Source organism: Streptomyces sp. NPDC006544 (assembly GCF_040611715.1).
Lineage (GTDB): Bacteria > Actinomycetota > Actinomycetes > Streptomycetales > Streptomycetaceae > Streptomyces.
On record NZ_JBEXOV010000019.1, the window covers coordinates 47,293 to 62,835 of the forward strand.

Genomic DNA, 15,543 nt, shown 5'->3' on the forward strand with positions numbered 1-15,543 from the left:
TCAGGCGGTGAGGGCGAGGAGGCGCTGCTTGGCCGCCGTCCATCGCGTCGCTGCCTCCATGTCGCCGAGCGAGGTGTGCAGCTCGGCGATCAGGTCGTAGGCCGCGCCCTCGGGCAGGGCGTAGGTGTAGAAGAGCCTCAACAGCATCCGCTCGGCGGCTTCCGTGCAGCCGAGCTCGGCCATGTTCCGCGCGGCCTGCAGCCGCTCGGCGAGGACCGCGTGGTCCGCGGAGGGCAGCAGCTCGGCGGTGTCGGGGTGGAGCGAGGGGTGCCGAGCCAGCCGCCGGTAGGTGTCGTCCGCGTACACGTCGGCGATCAGATGGATGCGGTCGGGACCGAGCAGGTTGCACACCCCGTGGGCGTACGTCGGCGTCAGCCGCCAGATCCGCCCTCCAGTCATGTGCACCTTGGTGCCGCCGGTGACCAGGAACGCGGACGTGTTCGTGTGCAGCGGGATGTGAAGCCGGTGCCGCTCGATCTCGTCGAGGTCGTCGTAGTCACGGTGCTCCCACAGGAACGCGTTGGGCTCCAGCCGCGCGAGCCGCACCCACATGTAGTTCAGGCCCAGTTCGTTCAGGAGCGCGGAGGTAGCCGGCATCTGGGCCAGCAGCCCGGTCGGTTTGGCGGCGCAGTCGCCGATCGTCACGTCGGCGGCATCGCCGGAGGCGTTCATCAGCGAGGTCGTCCACCAGCCGCCCGACTGGTAGGCGCCGTACTCCGCCTTCCAGGGGGCCCGGACGGTCAGGGCCTCGTGGCGCATCCGTTCCAGTTGAGCGAGATCGACGGAGTCCAGCTGGGCGATCTGCCCGGCCAGAGCGGTCACGGTGTTGTCCATCAGTTCCCTCCCGTTGCCGGCCCCGAGTCGTGGGCCGGCGGGCACGTGGTGCTGGATGGGGGGTTGCTCGGGTGGCGCTGTAGCCGCGCTCCCGGTCTCACGCTTCGCTGTCGGCAGTACACGGAAAGCGAAGTGCCGCTCAGCATGGCGACGCGCCGGAACGCATGGATACGACGCCACTGCCGTCGCGAGGCCGTCCTCATCCCCGCCCTGAAGCCCGGTCCACGTCGTGGTGCGTCATCACCACCGTCATGGCTGCCGTCATCTGCTCGGTGAGCCGCCGGAAGGGGTTTCCCGCCGATCGGCCGGGGCTATCGTCAGACCAGACGAACAGGGACCGGAGGGGATCTGCGGTGGCTGAAACTCCCACGCTTTTACGGGTCTTGACGCTGCGGAGGCACTGGCAGGTCTACAAGACCTTTCTGCTCCGGTTCGAGGAAGCGGCCCACCGCTTGGCACTGGACGAGAACGACCCGTCGCTTGGTGGTCTGTCCGTGTCCAAGCGGCAGTTCGAGCGCTGGTACGGCGGCGCGGTGAAGACCCGCCCGTACCCGGACCAGTGCCGGGTACTGGAGGCCATGTTCGGCGTCGGCGTCGATCTCCTCCTCTCACCTGCGCCTGCGCCCACGTCCGCCGCCTCACCGACGACCCCGGTCGAGTCCTCACTCGTCGCCCCACCGCCACGGCTTAAATCTGTCCTCCTCCCGTCCGAGCAGGCACAGGTACTGCCTGCCGGCGGTCCGTTCAGCAGCGAGACCCGCTTCGAGGCGGGCACCACAGAATTGGAAAGGCAGGTTGCGATGGCGGCTCGTCGTGCGCTCCGGTTCACCGCGATGGCGGAGGGCAGCAGTGTCGGACCGGAGACCCTGGGCCAGATCCAGGACGAGGTGCGACGGCTGACCGTCGCGTACCCGAAGCTGGCGCTGCCGACCTTGCTCGGTGATCTGGTCGAGGTACAGGACCTCACCTTCCGGCTGCTGGAACACGGCCGGGTCAAGCCACTACAGGCCCGCGAGCTCTACCTGCTCGCCGGGATCACCTCGGGCATGCTCGCCAAAGCCAGCCACGACCTGGGCAACCCGAGCGCCGCGATGATGCAGGCCCGCACCGCGTTTGTGTGCGCGGACAACGCCGACCATCACGCCATGCGCGCCTGGGTCCGCTCCCTGCAGTCCCTCATCTCCTACTGGGCCGGTCGCCCATCCGAGGCGGCCGACTACGCCACCCTCGGCCAGAGCGCCGCCGGGAGCGTCCGCGGCACCACCGGCGTCTGGCTGGCCTGCCTCTCCGCCCGCGCCCACGCGCTCCTCGGCGACGGCGAGGCCACCCGCGTGGCCATTCGGCAGGCCGAGGAGGCCCGCACGATTCTCGAACCCGACGACCTCGATGCCTTCGGCGGCATCATGACCTTCCCGGTGCCCCGCCAGCTGTACTACGTCGCCGAGGCCACCGTGCACCTCGGCGAGGACCCCGCACTCGGCGAGAGCCAAGCGGAGGCCGCCGTCGCCGCGTACCGCAGCGCCACGGAGGACGAATGGGCCTTCGGCGACGAGGCCGGCGCGCAGACCGACCTCGCCCTCGCCCGCATCGCCCGAGGCGAAATCGAGGGCGCCGTCGAGGCGGTGCAGCCCGTGCTCGACCTCCCCATCGAGCAGCGGAACTTCGGCATCACCAGCAGCGCCCAGCGGGTCCACACCGCACTGCAGGCCGAGGGCCGGCGAAACCGAGGCGTGGCGGCAAGCCTGCGCGAGGAGATCGAAGCCTTCACGGCCACCCCGACATCGGTCCTCGTCCGATGACCCCGCAGGTAGGCTCCGAAGGCATGACCCCAGTCAACCTGGCCGGCCCCCGCCTGGCCCTGCGCGAAGTCGAACCCGAGGACACCGCTGACCTCCTGGCCATCTATGGGGACCCCGAGGCCACCCGGCACCTCAGCTTCGAGCCCCGCACCCGCGATCAGGCCCAGGAGATCGTCGACCGGTCCATCACCTCCGCGAAAGACACCCCGCGAACCGAGTACTGCCTCGCCATCGCCCCGCTCGGCGAACACCGGCTGATCGGCTACGCGCGCCTGGCGACCGAACCTCAGCAGGCGGCCACCATCGGCTTCGCCTTGAATCCCGCGGAGTGGGGCAAGGGCCTCGGCACGGAGACCGTCCACCTGCTGTGCGCGCTCGGCTTCAAGGGCCTGGGCCTGCACCGCATCTGGGCTGCGCGTTCGCCACTCAACGAGGCATCCGCGCGCACCCTCCTACGAGCAGGCATGACCGAGGACGGGCGGATCCGCGATCACGTCTTCGTTCACGGAGCCTGGCGGGACTCGATCACGTACTCGATCCTGGAGCACGAGTGGACACCGATCGACGCCCTGGAGCCGGGCACCGTTGACGGAGCTCCGGAGGGCCTGGCCGCCCCTGGCGCTGACAGCGGACAGGAGACGTGAGCTGGTGCTGCCCGGCTTGGGCCTGCCGTGCGAACCGGTGATCCCCGGCATCGCCGAGTTCGCGCGCGGTGGCCTGCCGATCCCGCCGGCCACCGACGACGGCAACCACTGGGTCGACGGCACCTGCTGGCTGTACTGCGGACGGCGCCGGACCCGCGCTCTGTGGATCGGTCCGGTCAGCGTCGCCGGAGCCCAGGCACCGATGTACGCCTGCGGTCCCTGCATCGAGGAGCTCCAAGAACGAGTCTGGGACTCCTATCAGCTCCGCGACAACCCCGGCCAGCCTGGGCAACGACCAGAGTGCGGCCGGGATGGCAGGTCGATTGCCGGAAACCGGGGTCGTCACCGACGCAGCCGGGCGTGACCGGGCCCGGCGAGGCACAACACCTCTGGGGGCCAACGCGTTTCGGTGTTGCCCCCAGAGGGCGCTATGGGGTCAGGCGCGTGGAGCTCACGGGAGATCGCGCTGCTCCCATATGGCTGCCATTTCCGTTAGGACAGTCATCGCGTGGGCGATGGTATCGCGGCTGACGGGGCGGCCCGGAGACTGGTACTGGGGGTCGAACCGGGCGAAGGCCCTGGAGCACGTTGTCGTTACCCTCCGCAACCGCCTTCAGTCGAAGATGGTTGGTGGCACGGGAGGGCCAGCCCCAAGGTGCCGGGGAGTGCCCGCCATGGGCGGCCTGAGGATTCTCCCCAGATTCTCCCCCAGGGGCCCTGCGGGCCACTTTTAGGCGTTCGCGAGAGTTAAGTTGATCAACGGCGCTGGTGTGCGGTCTACAGCCAGTCGCGCTTCTTGAAGATGACGTACAGGCTCACGCAGACCACTGCCATCAGCAGGATCGCGAAGGGGTAGCCGCCTGCCCAGTGGAGTTCCGGCATGGTGTCGAAGTTCATGCCGTAAATCGTGCCGACGAGGGTCGGGGCGAAGAGGATGGCGGCCCAGGAGGAGATCTTCTTGAAGTCGTCGCCCTCGTGCCGCTGACCTGCGGGAATCTCCCGGAGGGGGCCATTTATCTGCGGCGATCTGTCTTTCTAGACCCTTCGCCGCATTGCCCATTTGTGCGTCCGATCCTCCCCAGCCGCTCCCCAACGCGGCTTCATTCTCCCCAAATTCTCCCCAGCAGAGGGTGCCTCCGAAGGTGGTTCACCGCTGGCCAGCGGGGCGACATGGGCCGCAGGGAGCGCTACGGAGCGTTCACGTACGTCGTCTGCTGCGGCTGGGGGAAAGTCGCGGAAGGCTTCCACCTTTGGTGAGCGTCGACACGATGGGCTACCCCACATCTACTCCGTGTGCTCTGGCCAAGCCATCGAGTCCGTCGGCCCAACCCTGCCCGACTGCTCGGAGCTTCCACACCGGCCGACCCTCGGCGGACCTGTGCCGGTACAGCTCCGCGACGACCATCGCGCGGATGGCCGGGTCCGTGGGAATCGCCCTCCCACCCCACCACCCGACGACGTCGTGGACCGATGGCCCCGAACTTTACCCAGGCGGGTGTGTTTCGGTGCTGGTTGCCGCTGAGTCGAAGTGGCACGACCACTTCCGGTCAACATCACCCATGCGCTGATGCCTCCCGCCATATCGGCGTACAACTCGGAAGCCGACGTGTACCGATGTGGGCGTGATGGGAAGGCGACGCGTGCTGTCCGATGAAGTCTGGCGCGACCTGCGCAGTCAAGGCATGACCAGGATGTACTCCGAGCGCAGCGTGATGCTGCGGCAGGGATCCCCGGGGACGCACCTCCTTGCTCTCACCTCCGGTTTGGCCAAGGTGGTTTGCCGAGAACCGAATGGCGCCAGGACGTGGCTCGCGTTTCGAGGGCCGGGGGACCTCCTGGGAGAAGTCTCCGTCTTCAACGGAACCTCACGGACAGCGGACGTCGTTGCCCTGACCCCTTGCGCTGCAGTCGTTCTGGACGCACAGCGCTTCGTCCAGTTCGTCGAGGAGCGCGGACTGGTCATGCACCTGATGCGCCAGGCACTCGCCAGGATGCGTGAGTCCGACATCCACCGAGCCGAATTGCAGACCTTGCCCCTGGTCGTGCGACTGGCGCGCACGCTGCTGAGGCTGGCCGTGCTCACCGATCAAAAGGCGGAGAGCAACGCCGTCCGGCTGACGGGGCTGAACCAGGAAGAGGTCGCGCAGGCGATCGGCGTGACACGCAATGCGGTCATCAGCGGGTTGGGGCAGCTGCGGGCCGTCGGGCTGGTCGAAACGGCGCGGCGGGTGATCGTCATCAGGGACGTGGAAGCCTTGCAGCGCTGGGCGGCGGCCGACTGAGGACGGCAGCCTGTGAGCCGGGACACACCCCGTGCGCCCAGCGCTGTGCACTCGGCGGAGTGGCGCGGATGGAACCTCGAAGCAGCCCGACTACGGCTACTTACCGGACCATCCGTGAGGAGACCTCGCATGTCTGTACCCGTGCCTGTCCCGTACGCCGAAAGCCGACCGCTCCCGCCCTACCGCGCCCTGTTCGCCGTTGACGCGAAGGACTTCACTGGCCTGCCGGCCGCTCAACACGGCCCGGTCAGCCAGCTCATCCCCCAGCTGGTGGACCAGGCCCTGGAGCGGGCCAGCCTGCACCAGTTGCGCGATGCCCAGCGTTTTCCCGCCAATACGGGGGACGGCGTCGTCTTCGGGTTCGATCCGGTGCACCTGCCATTCGTGCTCTGGCCGTTCCTGGGCGTTCTGGATGACGTGCTCGGTTCGTACAACCGGCAGGCCGTCGGTCCGCGGATCAGGCTCCGGGCCAGCGTCCACGTCGGCCCGCTGCCCGACGGGGAAGAGCCCGGGGACGGCAACGGCACAGCCCGCAACGACATGCACCGGCTCCTGGATTCGCGTCCGGTCAAGGCCATCCTCGCCGCGGCGAGCGAGGAGGTGACCCACCTCGCCGCAATCGTCTCGGAACGGGTCTACGAAGACGTCGTGTTGGGCGCCTACACGGGGCTCCACCCCGACCGGTGTGTCGAAGTGTCGGCCACCGTCGAAGGCAAGAACTTCTCGCAGCGGGCCTGGCTGTATGTTCCTTCACCCTCCGGGAACCTCGTGCGGGCGGGCATCCGGCCGCGTGAGGAACCCGTAGCTGCGGTGCCGACGGCGCCCGCCGTGGCATCGGACAAGGGTTCAGGTACGGAGTACAGCGGAAACTCCCAGCACGTCGGGGAAGGAGCCGCGGTGATGGGCAACGTCGGTCGTGACTTCACCTATACCGCGCCCGCGACCACGTACCGCGGTACCAACCAGCACTGGGGCAGCGGAGACAACGTTGCGGGTGACAAGCGGACCGGCGACGGGGACCGCCGGTGAACGCCGGACCCGGCCCGGCCGCCGAGCCGGACGTCCAGCCGAACACCGACCAGCCTGCTCCGTCGGTTGGCCTGGGGGCCGGTCAGCACAGTTCTCTCCGTGAGGGCAACCAACGGGTGGACAATGGGGTCGCGTTGATGGGGAACGTCGGCGGCGACTTCACGTACTTGAACATCAGTGCGTGGACCGATGAAGCCACCGAGCGAATCCTCAAGCCGCGCCTGCGCGAGGGACCTTATCCGGCGGAAGAGGTGCGCGGCCGTTTGTACGGATTCGTTGAACCGCCGTCGTATGCACGCTGCCGGAAGGCGCTGGACAGCCGGATCGTGCTGCTCAGGGCAAGGGTCGGAACGGGCGCCCGTACGGCGGCGTTCGCCCTTCTCGCCGAAAGGCACGGCGAGGGCGGTGTCACGGGCCTGGACGCGATGGCGGATCTGTCGGTGTGGCGACCGAAGGCTGGCCGCGGGTACCTCCTACAGGGTTTGCCGGCGGCATCCGCCCGCTCTCTCGACGGCGTGCGGCTGGCGGGCCTGGCCGAGGCCTTGCAGGGTGCCGGGGCGCACCTGATAGTCACCATGGCGCAGGATGCCCGGTTGCCGTCAGACACGAGCCGGTGGGAAGAGGTGCATGCCGCGCCCGGACCGCACGAGGTCGCGGAGAGGCGACTGCGGCTCGTGGCCGCTGAAGGGAGGCTCGACAGCTCACAACTGGAGTCCGCACTGGGGCACCTGGCCTCCCCCGAGTTCACCGAGTACCTCTCGACGCATCCGCTGCCGGGCGACGCAGTCGACCTATCGGACGGGTTGCGGCACTGTGCGGAGACCTCGGCACCGACAGGGTCCGTGCTCGAGGAACTCCTGACCGGCACTGAGGACGCTGCCCGGTCCGCGCTCGCAAAGGCCCGGCACAGCGCCGACGCGGTCTCCTTGATGGCGGCCGTCGCTCTGCTCCCGGGACAGGACCGCACGGTGATCGAGCAGTTCGCCACAGCAATGCGCCCCTTGCTCGGTGTGCGTGCTACCAAGACAGGACAGAACGAGGCGCCGGAGGAACAGTCGCCGGATGTCCTCGGCCCCTCGTTCGAGGACCGGCTCGAAGCCATCGGCGCCCGCCCGCTGGCACCGCGTAGTTCGCCCACCGACCGGTACCGCTACCCCGTGCAGCCGATCGTCTTCTCCGGCAGGCACCGCTCCGTGACACTCCTGCGCCATCTGTGGCTGGATTTCGAGGGCATGCCAGACGCGCTGTGGGGAGCGCTGGAGCAGTTGCGCTATCAGCCGGGCTTGGATGTGGCCGCCGGAGAGGCGATCGGCCGGGTGCTCGCACATGCCACCGGCCCCGGTGCGCTGACTCAGCTGCACCGCTTCGCCTCTTCGGGCGACCGCTGGCGCCGACGTCTGGTGGCAGTCGCGCTGGGAGAGATCGTCCAGCACCCCCTGGTGTCCGGTGCGGTCAAGGAGCAGATGCGCCGGTGGAGCCGGTCATCTGCCGTTCTCCGCTGCACGGTCGCCGAGACCTGTGCGGGTAGCTACGGTCTCGCCCGGCCGGCCGCGGCCCTCAAACTTCTGGACACCGTCCTCGACGGCTCCTCTCCGGAATTGGACGCGAAACTGCGTTCCGCCGTCTCCTTCGCGCTGGGCGCCCTCCTCACCGAGGAGGCGAACCACATTGAGGTCCTGGAGACGGTGACGAGGTGGCTGGAAGCCGGCCGGGGAACGCCCCGTCACACGCTGGCGGTGCACGTGATCCACTCCATGTCCCTCTCGACGTTCCCCCAGCCGGGCGCACCGGGTGCGGTCCGGATGAGCCTGGCCCGGACGCTGGAGCGCCACCCCGCGCAGGGTATCGCCCTCGTCGTGCTGGGTCTTGACGACCCGGCCACGTACGAAGCGGTGGCCCAAGGGCTTGGGCGGGTCGAAGCCGACCCCGATATGTTCCAGAGGACGGCCTTCGACCTCGTGGTGCGCGAGCTCTCCCGTACCGCTCGCCATCGTCGGGGAGTCATCCGCTTCCTACTGGGGCGCCACCGAGATCACACGAACACATCGCGAAGGAGGAGTGCGTCATGAGCAGGCCACTGTTTACGTCGGTCAGTTCTTCACCAGTTCGGCAGCTGCTGCGGCAACGGTTCGGATCGTCTTCGGATCGCGCGCTCGTCTTCCTCTCGGATCAGGAAGCGGACCGCGTCGAGCCGCCGCGGGGCGGAGACATCTGGGGATACCCCCGACCGTCGATCGGGGCGGCCTTCCGACGGGAGTTCGACTCGATCGGGTGGGTCTCGCTGGCAGAGCGCCGGACCGTGGTGGAGGTGCCACGCCGGGGTCCTGCGACATCAACGCCTTCGCGAGCACGCTACGAAGTAGCCTGGAACGTCAGCAATCCGGTGGTCGCGGCACGCAGCGGCCTGACGGAGGACGCCGCGTGCCGGCTGATCGACCAGGCCATCCATGGAAGTGCCGGATTGCCGGGTGCTTCCGATCCCTTTCGACAGCCGCCGACCCTGTACGGGACCGCTCAGGTCGAGCCCCCCGGTCAGCCGCGGAACATCGACGGGGCGGGCCTGACCTACTGGTTCCTGGACCCTCCAGGCGGCCTCCTCCCGGCTGCAAGCCATCCTGCCGAGCTCCTCCTTCCGCCGGGCTTCGGCGAGACCCACCGCGAGGCGTACCGGTTCTACCGCGAGGTGGTGGCCGGCGGGCCGGTCGGTCTGGCGGCGCTGTGGCTGCTCTACCATCCCGACCAAGCCAGGGAGGTGCTCGACTGGACGGTCGCACATGGTGAACTGCTCACCGAACGGGACGGATGGGAGCGGACGCTGGCGGCAACGCTTCAGGGACTGACGAAGGAGGACCGGGGTTTCGTCGGGGTGAACCTGGCGCGCCTCCTCAGCGAAGCTGGCGTACCCCAGGGCGATGAGGTCTTGCGCAGGATAGGTGGCGCAGGTGTACCGCACAGCGGCATGAACGGCTTCCACGGAGGGGCTCCGTGATGTGGGCTCTACCGTCTCACCTCGCCCATTTGAGAACCCGGCCCGAACACCATGTCTCGGACGCGGACCACGTGGTGGTTCTGTCGCGAGAACTCATCGCACAGAACTATCTGGAGATCGGCCGGGCTGACGGCAAGGCAGCCATCCTTCTGGCTACTGGGGGAACACTCTTCGGGCTCCTTCTCGTACGGCGTCCCCTCGATGTCTTGTGGGCCGTCCTTTTGTGGTGGACGGCAGCGGCCACCACGACCGGGGCGTTGGTCTTCCTGCTCCTGGCTCTCGCCCCGCGCCGTGGGGCGAGAGCCGGCGAGAGGCACGGCCTCCTCGCGTACTACGAAGACGTGGTGCGTGCAGAGACACGCGCCGACTTGTCGGCTGGGCTCAGGCGGGACGGCTCAGATCCACAGCCCCGGCTACTCCGTGCGCTGAGGGAGACCAGCAGGATCGCCCGAGCCAAGAACCGCTGCGTGCGGCACGCCATTGTCATGCTGCTACCGGCGATCACCGCGGCCTTCCTGGCCGTTGCGCTCGGTCGCTGACCAGGATCGAGCGAGAGGTTCGGGGCTGGCCCGAGAGGGGGAGGGTGAGTGCGCCCAATGCCCCCTGCAATGCGCGGTATCTGCGGTACCGTCCGGCGCAGGCGCGCGTCTGACGCAGCCTTCTGGGGCGTGGAGGGGAGTAAGGGTGGCACCGCGGCCGGGGGGCGAGACGGACAAGTTCGGCAACCGCTACGAGGGTGCCTGGACCGTCAGACATGCTCTGTACGTGCTGCTGGACAGAGGCACATCGATCACTCTGGAACCGGGTTCCCCCTCGGGCGACGGAATCGAGTTCGCGTACCGGTATGACGGGGGGACGCAGGTCCACCAGGTCAAGCGCCAGAACCGGAACGCCAACAGTTGGAATGTTGCTTCCCTCCGAGGCAAACAGGTCTGGAACAGTCTGCGATCCCACGCCGACGCGGGCCGCGCATTTCACTTCGTTTCTCTGCTTCCTGCCCGTGAACTTGACGAGCTGGCCGACCGCGCCCGACGCTCCGACGGCTTTCCGTCCTTCGAAATCGAGTGGCTGACGGATGGGCTCAGAGGGCCCTTTCAGGCATTGGCCGCGCCCGATGTCTATGGCTCGGCCGAAACGGCCTGGCGCATGCTGAGAAGCCTCTGGGTGGAATGGCACAACGAGCGGGACATCGTGAACATCAATGCGGTCCTGGCCGAACAGGTCCTTGCTGGGGCTCCAGGGCGCCTTGCCGCCGTCGGACTCGGCGACCTCTTGCTGAACAATCGGGGGACCACTCTCGATGCCCCGGGCATCATCGCCCGACTGGGGGAGTACGGGCTGAGGCAGGTCAGAGGGACGGGCGGGGACAAGGCGGGGGACGAGGCCGGCGAGGCGACGCGTCGGTGGGCAGCGGGCGTCGAACGTGAGCTGCTCCGCCCCGAGATCCCCCGCGAAGCGGCTGATCAGCTCGTGGAGGTCCTTGCGAGTGACGTACGACGGACCGTAGTTCTCACGGGTGCCGCAGGCAGCGGAAAGAGTGCAGTGCTGCACCAGGCTTTCACTGCCCTGACCAAGCTGGGTACCCCCGTGCTCGGGTTCCGTCTCGACCGCCTGGCTCCCTTTACTACGACCCATGAGCTGGGCCGAGGCATCGGTCTGGTCACATCACCGGTCAATGCGCTCGGAGCCGCGGCGAACGGGCGCCCGTGTGTGCTGATCGTGGACCAGCTCGACGCGGTCAGCCTGGCCTCGGGGCGCATTCCGGACACGTTCGACGTGGTGGCCGACCTGATCGGTGAGGCGATGGCGCACCCTGCCATGCGCGTCGTCCTCGTGTGCCGGACATTCGATGCCCACGCCGATCACAGGATCCGTCAACTCACGGCATCGGACCGTTCCACATGCATTTCAGTCGATCGGCTCTCCGATGCACAGGTCGATGCCGCGATCGCGAGCATGGGCCTCGGTGCTTCTCCTTTGACGCCTTCGCAGCGCGGCTTGCTGCGGTCTCCGCTGCATCTGGTCCTTCTGGCTCAGATCGCCGGCCAGGGGGAAGCCCTTTCCTTCCGCACTACCCGGCAGCTGTTCGACGCCTTTTGGAACAGCAAACGGAAGGAGTGCATGCGTCGTCAGCCGTCCGTGCGGTTCCACGAGGCGGTGTCGGCCGTAATGACGGCCATGAGCACGAGGCAGCGGCTCTTCGTACCGGACAGTGTGCTTGATGCGGACGACCTTGCCGTGAGCGGGGACGTGTTGGTGTCGGAGCACGTGTGTGTGCGAGACGGCAGACAACTGGCTTTCTTCCATGAGAGCTTCTTCGATTACGCCTTTGCCCGCGACTGGCTCCGGCGCGATGAGAGCCTGGTCGCATTTCTCGTCGATGGGGAGCAGGAGCTCTTCCGCCGGGGACAGGTGAGGCAGGTTCTCGACCATCTGCGGGACCTGGACCCGGAGCGGTTCGCCGAGGAGGTGGAGGCGTTGCTGACCAGTCCGGAGATCCGTTATCACCTTAAAGACCTGACTTTGGCAGTGCTTCACGGTTTGGAGGACCCCACCGCCAGTGAGTGGGGGGCTGTCTCACGCGTCCTGGACTCTCGCCCTCCTTTCCATTTGCAGCTTGTGAACGCGGTCAGCAAGGCAGCATGGTTCCGCCGCGCGGATGATGAGTCCGTATTCGATGACTGGCTGATCAGTGCCGATGCAAGGGAGCGCGACTGGGCCGTGCGGATGATGGCCGCGGGCGCTGAGGCTGCTCCCGACCGAGTGGCCCGCCTGCTGGAACCGCACACGTCGCATCATCAGTTCCCGGACTGGCTGGCGTGGGTCGTGCGCTTCGGCCGCTTCGCTGACAGCAGGAGGCTTTTCGATCTCCTACTGGTCGGCGTACGAACCGGGCTTCTCTCCGGACACGAGCACCTCATCTGGATCTCAGCGAGTGATCTGGTCGAAGAGCAACCTGCTTGGGCAGTAGAGCTGATCGGTGCTCTGGTGTCGGATCGTCCGGACGCCCTCCAACTCGATCACGACGGCAGAGTCACCGTCCTACGCAACCGGGACCACTCGGCGATCCGTGTGGTCAAGGCTGCCGCTCTGGGGGCTCCCGAGGATTTCTGCGTCCGATTCCTTCCGTTGCTCCTGGACGTCATGGCTGCAACGGCCATTCCGCCGCGCGCGTGTTGTCCGGTCTACGACAAACACTTCGGCTTCCGTAACCCAGATGACGGACCCAGCGAGTTGGGCGACGCCCTGCTCCAGAGCACGGAAACGGCTCTGCGAATCCTGGGGGACCAAGACCCTGCTCGCGTTCGGGAGCTTGTAGCGGGGCTCACGGTCCTGCCATTCGATGCGGCACAGTGGCTCTTTTATCATGCCCTGATCGGGGCAGGCCCCGCCCTGGCTGAGTGGGCTGCGGAGATCCTGCTACAGGGCAGACATCGATTCCTGTCCGGCCATCTGTCCAATGTTGCATGGGGCGCCCGAGAAGTCCTGCGCGCCATTGGCGACGCCTTGTCCGACGCCACTCTCGCGCAGCTGGAGCGTGCGCTCCTCCATCTGCGTCTTCCTCCAGACGACGAGCTCGCGCCCTGGCATGAGTTCACTCTGCTGACGGCGCTTCCCGAGGGCCGGCTTTCCGATCGGGCGGCCCGTAGGCTCGGAGAACTCCGAAGGCTCCACGATGACAAGCGGGAGCCTGAGGCACCGCGTGGGGCGACGGCAGGTTTCATCGGGCCGCCGATCTCGTCGGAGTCGGCCCAGTGCATGACCAACGACCAGTGGCTGGGCGCCATGAGGAAGCACAGTCAGGACCGCACGGACTGGACGACCTTCACAGGCGGGGCCCGGGAGCTGTCACACGTGCTGCAGAGCATGACGGCGGCGGACCCCGGCCGTTTCGCGCGCCTCGCTTTGCGGATGGATGCCGGGCTGCACCCTGCGTACGGAGCGGCGTTACTGCTTGGTCTCGGTGACGCGGAGCCCCATGCCGATACGGACACCGTCTTCGCGGCGATCCGTCATCTCGCACGCCAAGGTCGGCCGGCACACGATCGTTGGCTCGGATGGGCCGTACGGAAGTATCTGGCCGGTCTGCCCCTCGATCTCTTCCAGGCACTGCTGGATCGCGCGCTCGGTTCCGAGGACGCCGATGACACGGTCGGCGAGGACGAAGACGATGTGGAGCGGGACCTGCTGACCGCTGGGATCAATACCGTGCGCGGCAGCGCTGCCGAAAGCCTGGGCGACCTGTTGGTCCACGATGCGGACGGCTCCCGGGCAGCCTTGGTGGTACCTCGTCTGAGCAGGCTGTCCGCAGACCCCTCGCTCGCCGTCCGAGCATGCGTGGCTCACGTGCTGCACGCGGCAATGAGGTACGACCGCACTGCGGTGGCCGAGGCCTTCACCGAGCTCATCCGAGCCCCGGATCAGCTTTTGGCTTCACCACACGTGTTCCGTCTCTTCGTGGCGTTGTGCCATGGGGACCCAGTGGCGGCCAGGCCGGTGATGGAAAGGATGCTGGACTCCTCGGTGGCAGCGGTGCGTCGGATCGGTGGAAAGGTCGCCGCGCTGGCAGCCATGGAGTGGGAGACGTCGGATCTGCTGGCCAGGGTGCTGGCCGGAAACGACGGCGCGCAGCGACAGGGTGCCGCGGACGTGTGCGCTCAGCGCCTCGTGAGCACCGGGGACGCGGCCTTGGCGCATCACGCACTCGTCCGGTTCTTCCACGATCCGGACGAGGACGTGCGGGGAGCCGCCGCGGCTGTGGCAATCGCATTGCGGGGCCGGCGGCTGGGGCCCGTCCGCCGGACGGTGACCGCGCTCATTGATTCTGGAGCTTTCGAGCCGGCCCTGCCCCAGTTGCTGATCACACTTGAGCAGGCCCCTGACAGGGTCGATGAGCTGGTACTGGCATGTGCGCGGCGATTCCTCGACGTGTTCGGTGCGGCATCGGCCGACATGAGGACCGGTGCCGCGGCTGACGCGCACCACGTCGGGGAGCTACTGGTGCGCGCCCACACCCAGGCGGGCTCAGCTGCGCGGCGGTCCGAGATCCTGGACCTGCTGGACCAGATGCTGCTCCGGGGTTCCTATGGCGTGGCACAAGCGATCGGCAGCGCCGACCGGGGCTGAGCTCCTTCACGAGGAGAACAGCGCGTGCTCCGGCCGTGCGCCGCCGTGCGCCCCGGAGTGCGTTCGGTGTACCTCTGGCCCGTGCGGAAACGCGGACCACGGCGCCGACGGCGTGCTCTGCTGTGCACATGATGCACGGCTCGAACATGTATGGTCGCGCGCCGTTTCTCGGCACCTTGACGGATGGGGCGCGCACGGCCTTCGCGCTGCTTGGGACCCGGAGCACCTTCGCCGTGGGGGACGTGCTGATCAGTGAGGGCGAGGGCGCGCAGGAGTTGATGCTGCTCCACCAGGGGGTGGTCAAGGTGACCGGCCGTCTGGACGGTGATGGGGCAGCCCTCATGGACATCAGGGTCGAAGGAGAGGTGGTCGGTGAGTTGGCAGCCATGGATTTTGGGCCGAGATCGGCGACGGTCACCGCCTGTGGTGACGTGGTCGCCACCGTGGTCCCCAGGTGCGAACTGCTGCCTTTCCTCCGGGCCAACCCCGAAGCGGAATTGGCCCTCAAAAGGGTGATCGGCAGCCGATTGCGCCGCTCCGACCGCTGGCGCCTGGATTTCGGTAGGCACCCGGTCCTGGTCCGGCTGGCCCGGGTGCTGGTCGAACTGGCCTTGGCGCAGGGGAAGCCGGGCCGAAATTCGGTGCGGATCGAGGTGAACTTGTCCCAGTCCGAATTCGCCGCGCTCGCCGGTGCCAAAACGGACACCGTGCAGAAGACGCTTCGCCAGCTTCGTGAGGACGGGCTCATCACCACCGGCGAACGGCGGACTCAGGTGCGGGACCTGGCCCGACTGCAGGAAGTAGCGCTGCTCAGCATGCCATTCACGTAGCACCACAGC

The 15,543-nt window shown here is 67.7% G+C and carries 12 protein-coding genes and 1 pseudogene; 10 read left to right on the forward strand and 3 right to left on the reverse strand.

What is annotated here, in order from left to right:
- Positions 1-834: an aspartyl/asparaginyl beta-hydroxylase domain-containing protein gene (locus tag ABZY44_RS12060; RefSeq protein ID WP_356652603.1), complete on the reverse strand. Its 834-nt coding sequence runs from the start codon at positions 832-834 to the stop codon at positions 1-3.
- A gap of 383 nt (positions 835-1,217) precedes the next feature.
- Between ABZY44_RS12060 and ABZY44_RS12065 the strand changes: the two genes are divergently transcribed.
- From ABZY44_RS12065 to ABZY44_RS12075, 3 genes are read left to right on the forward strand one after another with little or no spacing between them, the layout of a single operon-like run.
- Positions 1,218-2,633 (forward strand): hypothetical protein, encoded by a 1,416-nt coding sequence (locus ABZY44_RS12065; RefSeq protein ID WP_356652605.1) that lies wholly within the window; start codon positions 1,218-1,220, stop codon positions 2,631-2,633.
- A 23-nt stretch (positions 2,634-2,656) separates the two neighbouring features.
- Entirely contained in the window at positions 2,657-3,277 is a 621-nt protein-coding gene (locus tag ABZY44_RS12070; RefSeq protein ID WP_356652607.1) for a GNAT family protein, read from the forward strand.
- Between the two features lie 4 nt (positions 3,278-3,281).
- A complete protein-coding gene (locus ABZY44_RS12075) occupies positions 3,282-3,641 on the forward strand; it encodes a hypothetical protein (protein WP_356652609.1) in 360 nt (119 codons plus the stop codon).
- 413 nt (positions 3,642-4,054) lie between these two features.
- On the opposite strand, the pseudogene ABZY44_RS12080 reads toward ABZY44_RS12075, so the two are convergent.
- Both ABZY44_RS12080 and ABZY44_RS12085 read right to left on the reverse strand, forming a co-directional pair.
- Positions 4,055-4,246: pseudogene (locus ABZY44_RS12080) on the reverse strand (CorA family divalent cation transporter); the annotation flags it as partial.
- Positions 4,247-4,550: 304 nt separating this feature from the next.
- On the reverse strand, positions 4,551-4,682 hold the full coding sequence (locus ABZY44_RS12085) for a TerD family protein (protein ID WP_356652611.1): 132 nt from the start codon (positions 4,680-4,682) through the stop codon (positions 4,551-4,553).
- A 235-nt stretch (positions 4,683-4,917) separates the two neighbouring features.
- Between ABZY44_RS12085 and ABZY44_RS12090 the strand changes: the two genes are divergently transcribed.
- The 7 genes from ABZY44_RS12090 to ABZY44_RS12120 all read left to right on the forward strand — a co-directional run bounded on the left by ABZY44_RS12090 (position 4,918) and on the right by ABZY44_RS12120 (position 15,534).
- A complete protein-coding gene (locus ABZY44_RS12090; protein ID WP_356652613.1) occupies positions 4,918-5,559 on the forward strand; it encodes a Crp/Fnr family transcriptional regulator in 642 nt (213 codons plus the stop codon).
- 129 nt (positions 5,560-5,688) lie between these two features.
- On the forward strand, positions 5,689-6,588 hold the full coding sequence (locus ABZY44_RS12095) for a hypothetical protein (protein WP_356652615.1): 900 nt from the start codon (positions 5,689-5,691) through the stop codon (positions 6,586-6,588).
- Positions 6,585-8,657, forward strand: coding sequence for a hypothetical protein (locus ABZY44_RS12100; protein ID WP_356652617.1), 2,073 nt, complete (start codon positions 6,585-6,587; stop codon positions 8,655-8,657). Before ABZY44_RS12095 ends, ABZY44_RS12100 begins: the two co-directional genes overlap by 4 nt.
- Complete coding sequence (locus ABZY44_RS12105; protein ID WP_356652619.1) at positions 8,654-9,577, forward strand: hypothetical protein; 924 nt, start codon at positions 8,654-8,656, stop codon at positions 9,575-9,577. Before ABZY44_RS12100 ends, ABZY44_RS12105 begins: the two co-directional genes overlap by 4 nt.
- The gene (locus tag ABZY44_RS12110) at positions 9,577-10,116 is read left to right on the forward strand and encodes a Pycsar system effector family protein (RefSeq protein WP_356652684.1); all 540 of its coding nucleotides are present in this window, start codon (positions 9,577-9,579) and stop codon (positions 10,114-10,116) included. The genes ABZY44_RS12105 and ABZY44_RS12110 overlap by 1 nt, the downstream gene beginning before the upstream one ends.
- A 226-nt stretch (positions 10,117-10,342) precedes the next feature.
- On the forward strand, positions 10,343-14,704 hold the full coding sequence (locus ABZY44_RS12115) for a hypothetical protein (protein ID WP_356652621.1): 4,362 nt from the start codon (positions 10,343-10,345) through the stop codon (positions 14,702-14,704).
- A 128-nt stretch (positions 14,705-14,832) separates the two neighbouring features.
- The gene (locus ABZY44_RS12120) at positions 14,833-15,534 is read left to right on the forward strand and encodes a Crp/Fnr family transcriptional regulator (protein WP_356652623.1); all 702 of its coding nucleotides are present in this window, start codon (positions 14,833-14,835) and stop codon (positions 15,532-15,534) included.
- Positions 15,535-15,543: the final 9 nt, after the last annotated feature.

What these genes read in the sequence shown, in the direction of transcription:
- ABZY44_RS12060 (WP_356652603.1), bottom strand. Translation starts at nt 834, where the DNA reads ATGGACAACACCGTGACCGCTCTGGCCGGGCAGATCGCCCAGCTGGAC.
- ABZY44_RS12070 (WP_356652607.1), top strand. Translation starts at nt 2,657, where the DNA reads ATGACCCCAGTCAACCTGGCCGGCCCCCGCCTGGCCCTGCGCGAAGTC.
- ABZY44_RS12085 (WP_356652611.1), bottom strand. Translation starts at nt 4,682, where the DNA reads ATGGTCGTCGCGGAGCTGTACCGGCACAGGTCCGCCGAGGGTCGGCCG.
- ABZY44_RS12095 (WP_356652615.1), top strand. Translation starts at nt 5,689, where the DNA reads ATGTCTGTACCCGTGCCTGTCCCGTACGCCGAAAGCCGACCGCTCCCG.
- ABZY44_RS12105 (WP_356652619.1), top strand. Translation starts at nt 8,654, where the DNA reads ATGAGCAGGCCACTGTTTACGTCGGTCAGTTCTTCACCAGTTCGGCAG.
- ABZY44_RS12110 (WP_356652684.1), top strand. Translation starts at nt 9,577, where the DNA reads ATGTGGGCTCTACCGTCTCACCTCGCCCATTTGAGAACCCGGCCCGAA.
- ABZY44_RS12120 (WP_356652623.1), top strand. Translation starts at nt 14,833, where the DNA reads ATGATGCACGGCTCGAACATGTATGGTCGCGCGCCGTTTCTCGGCACC.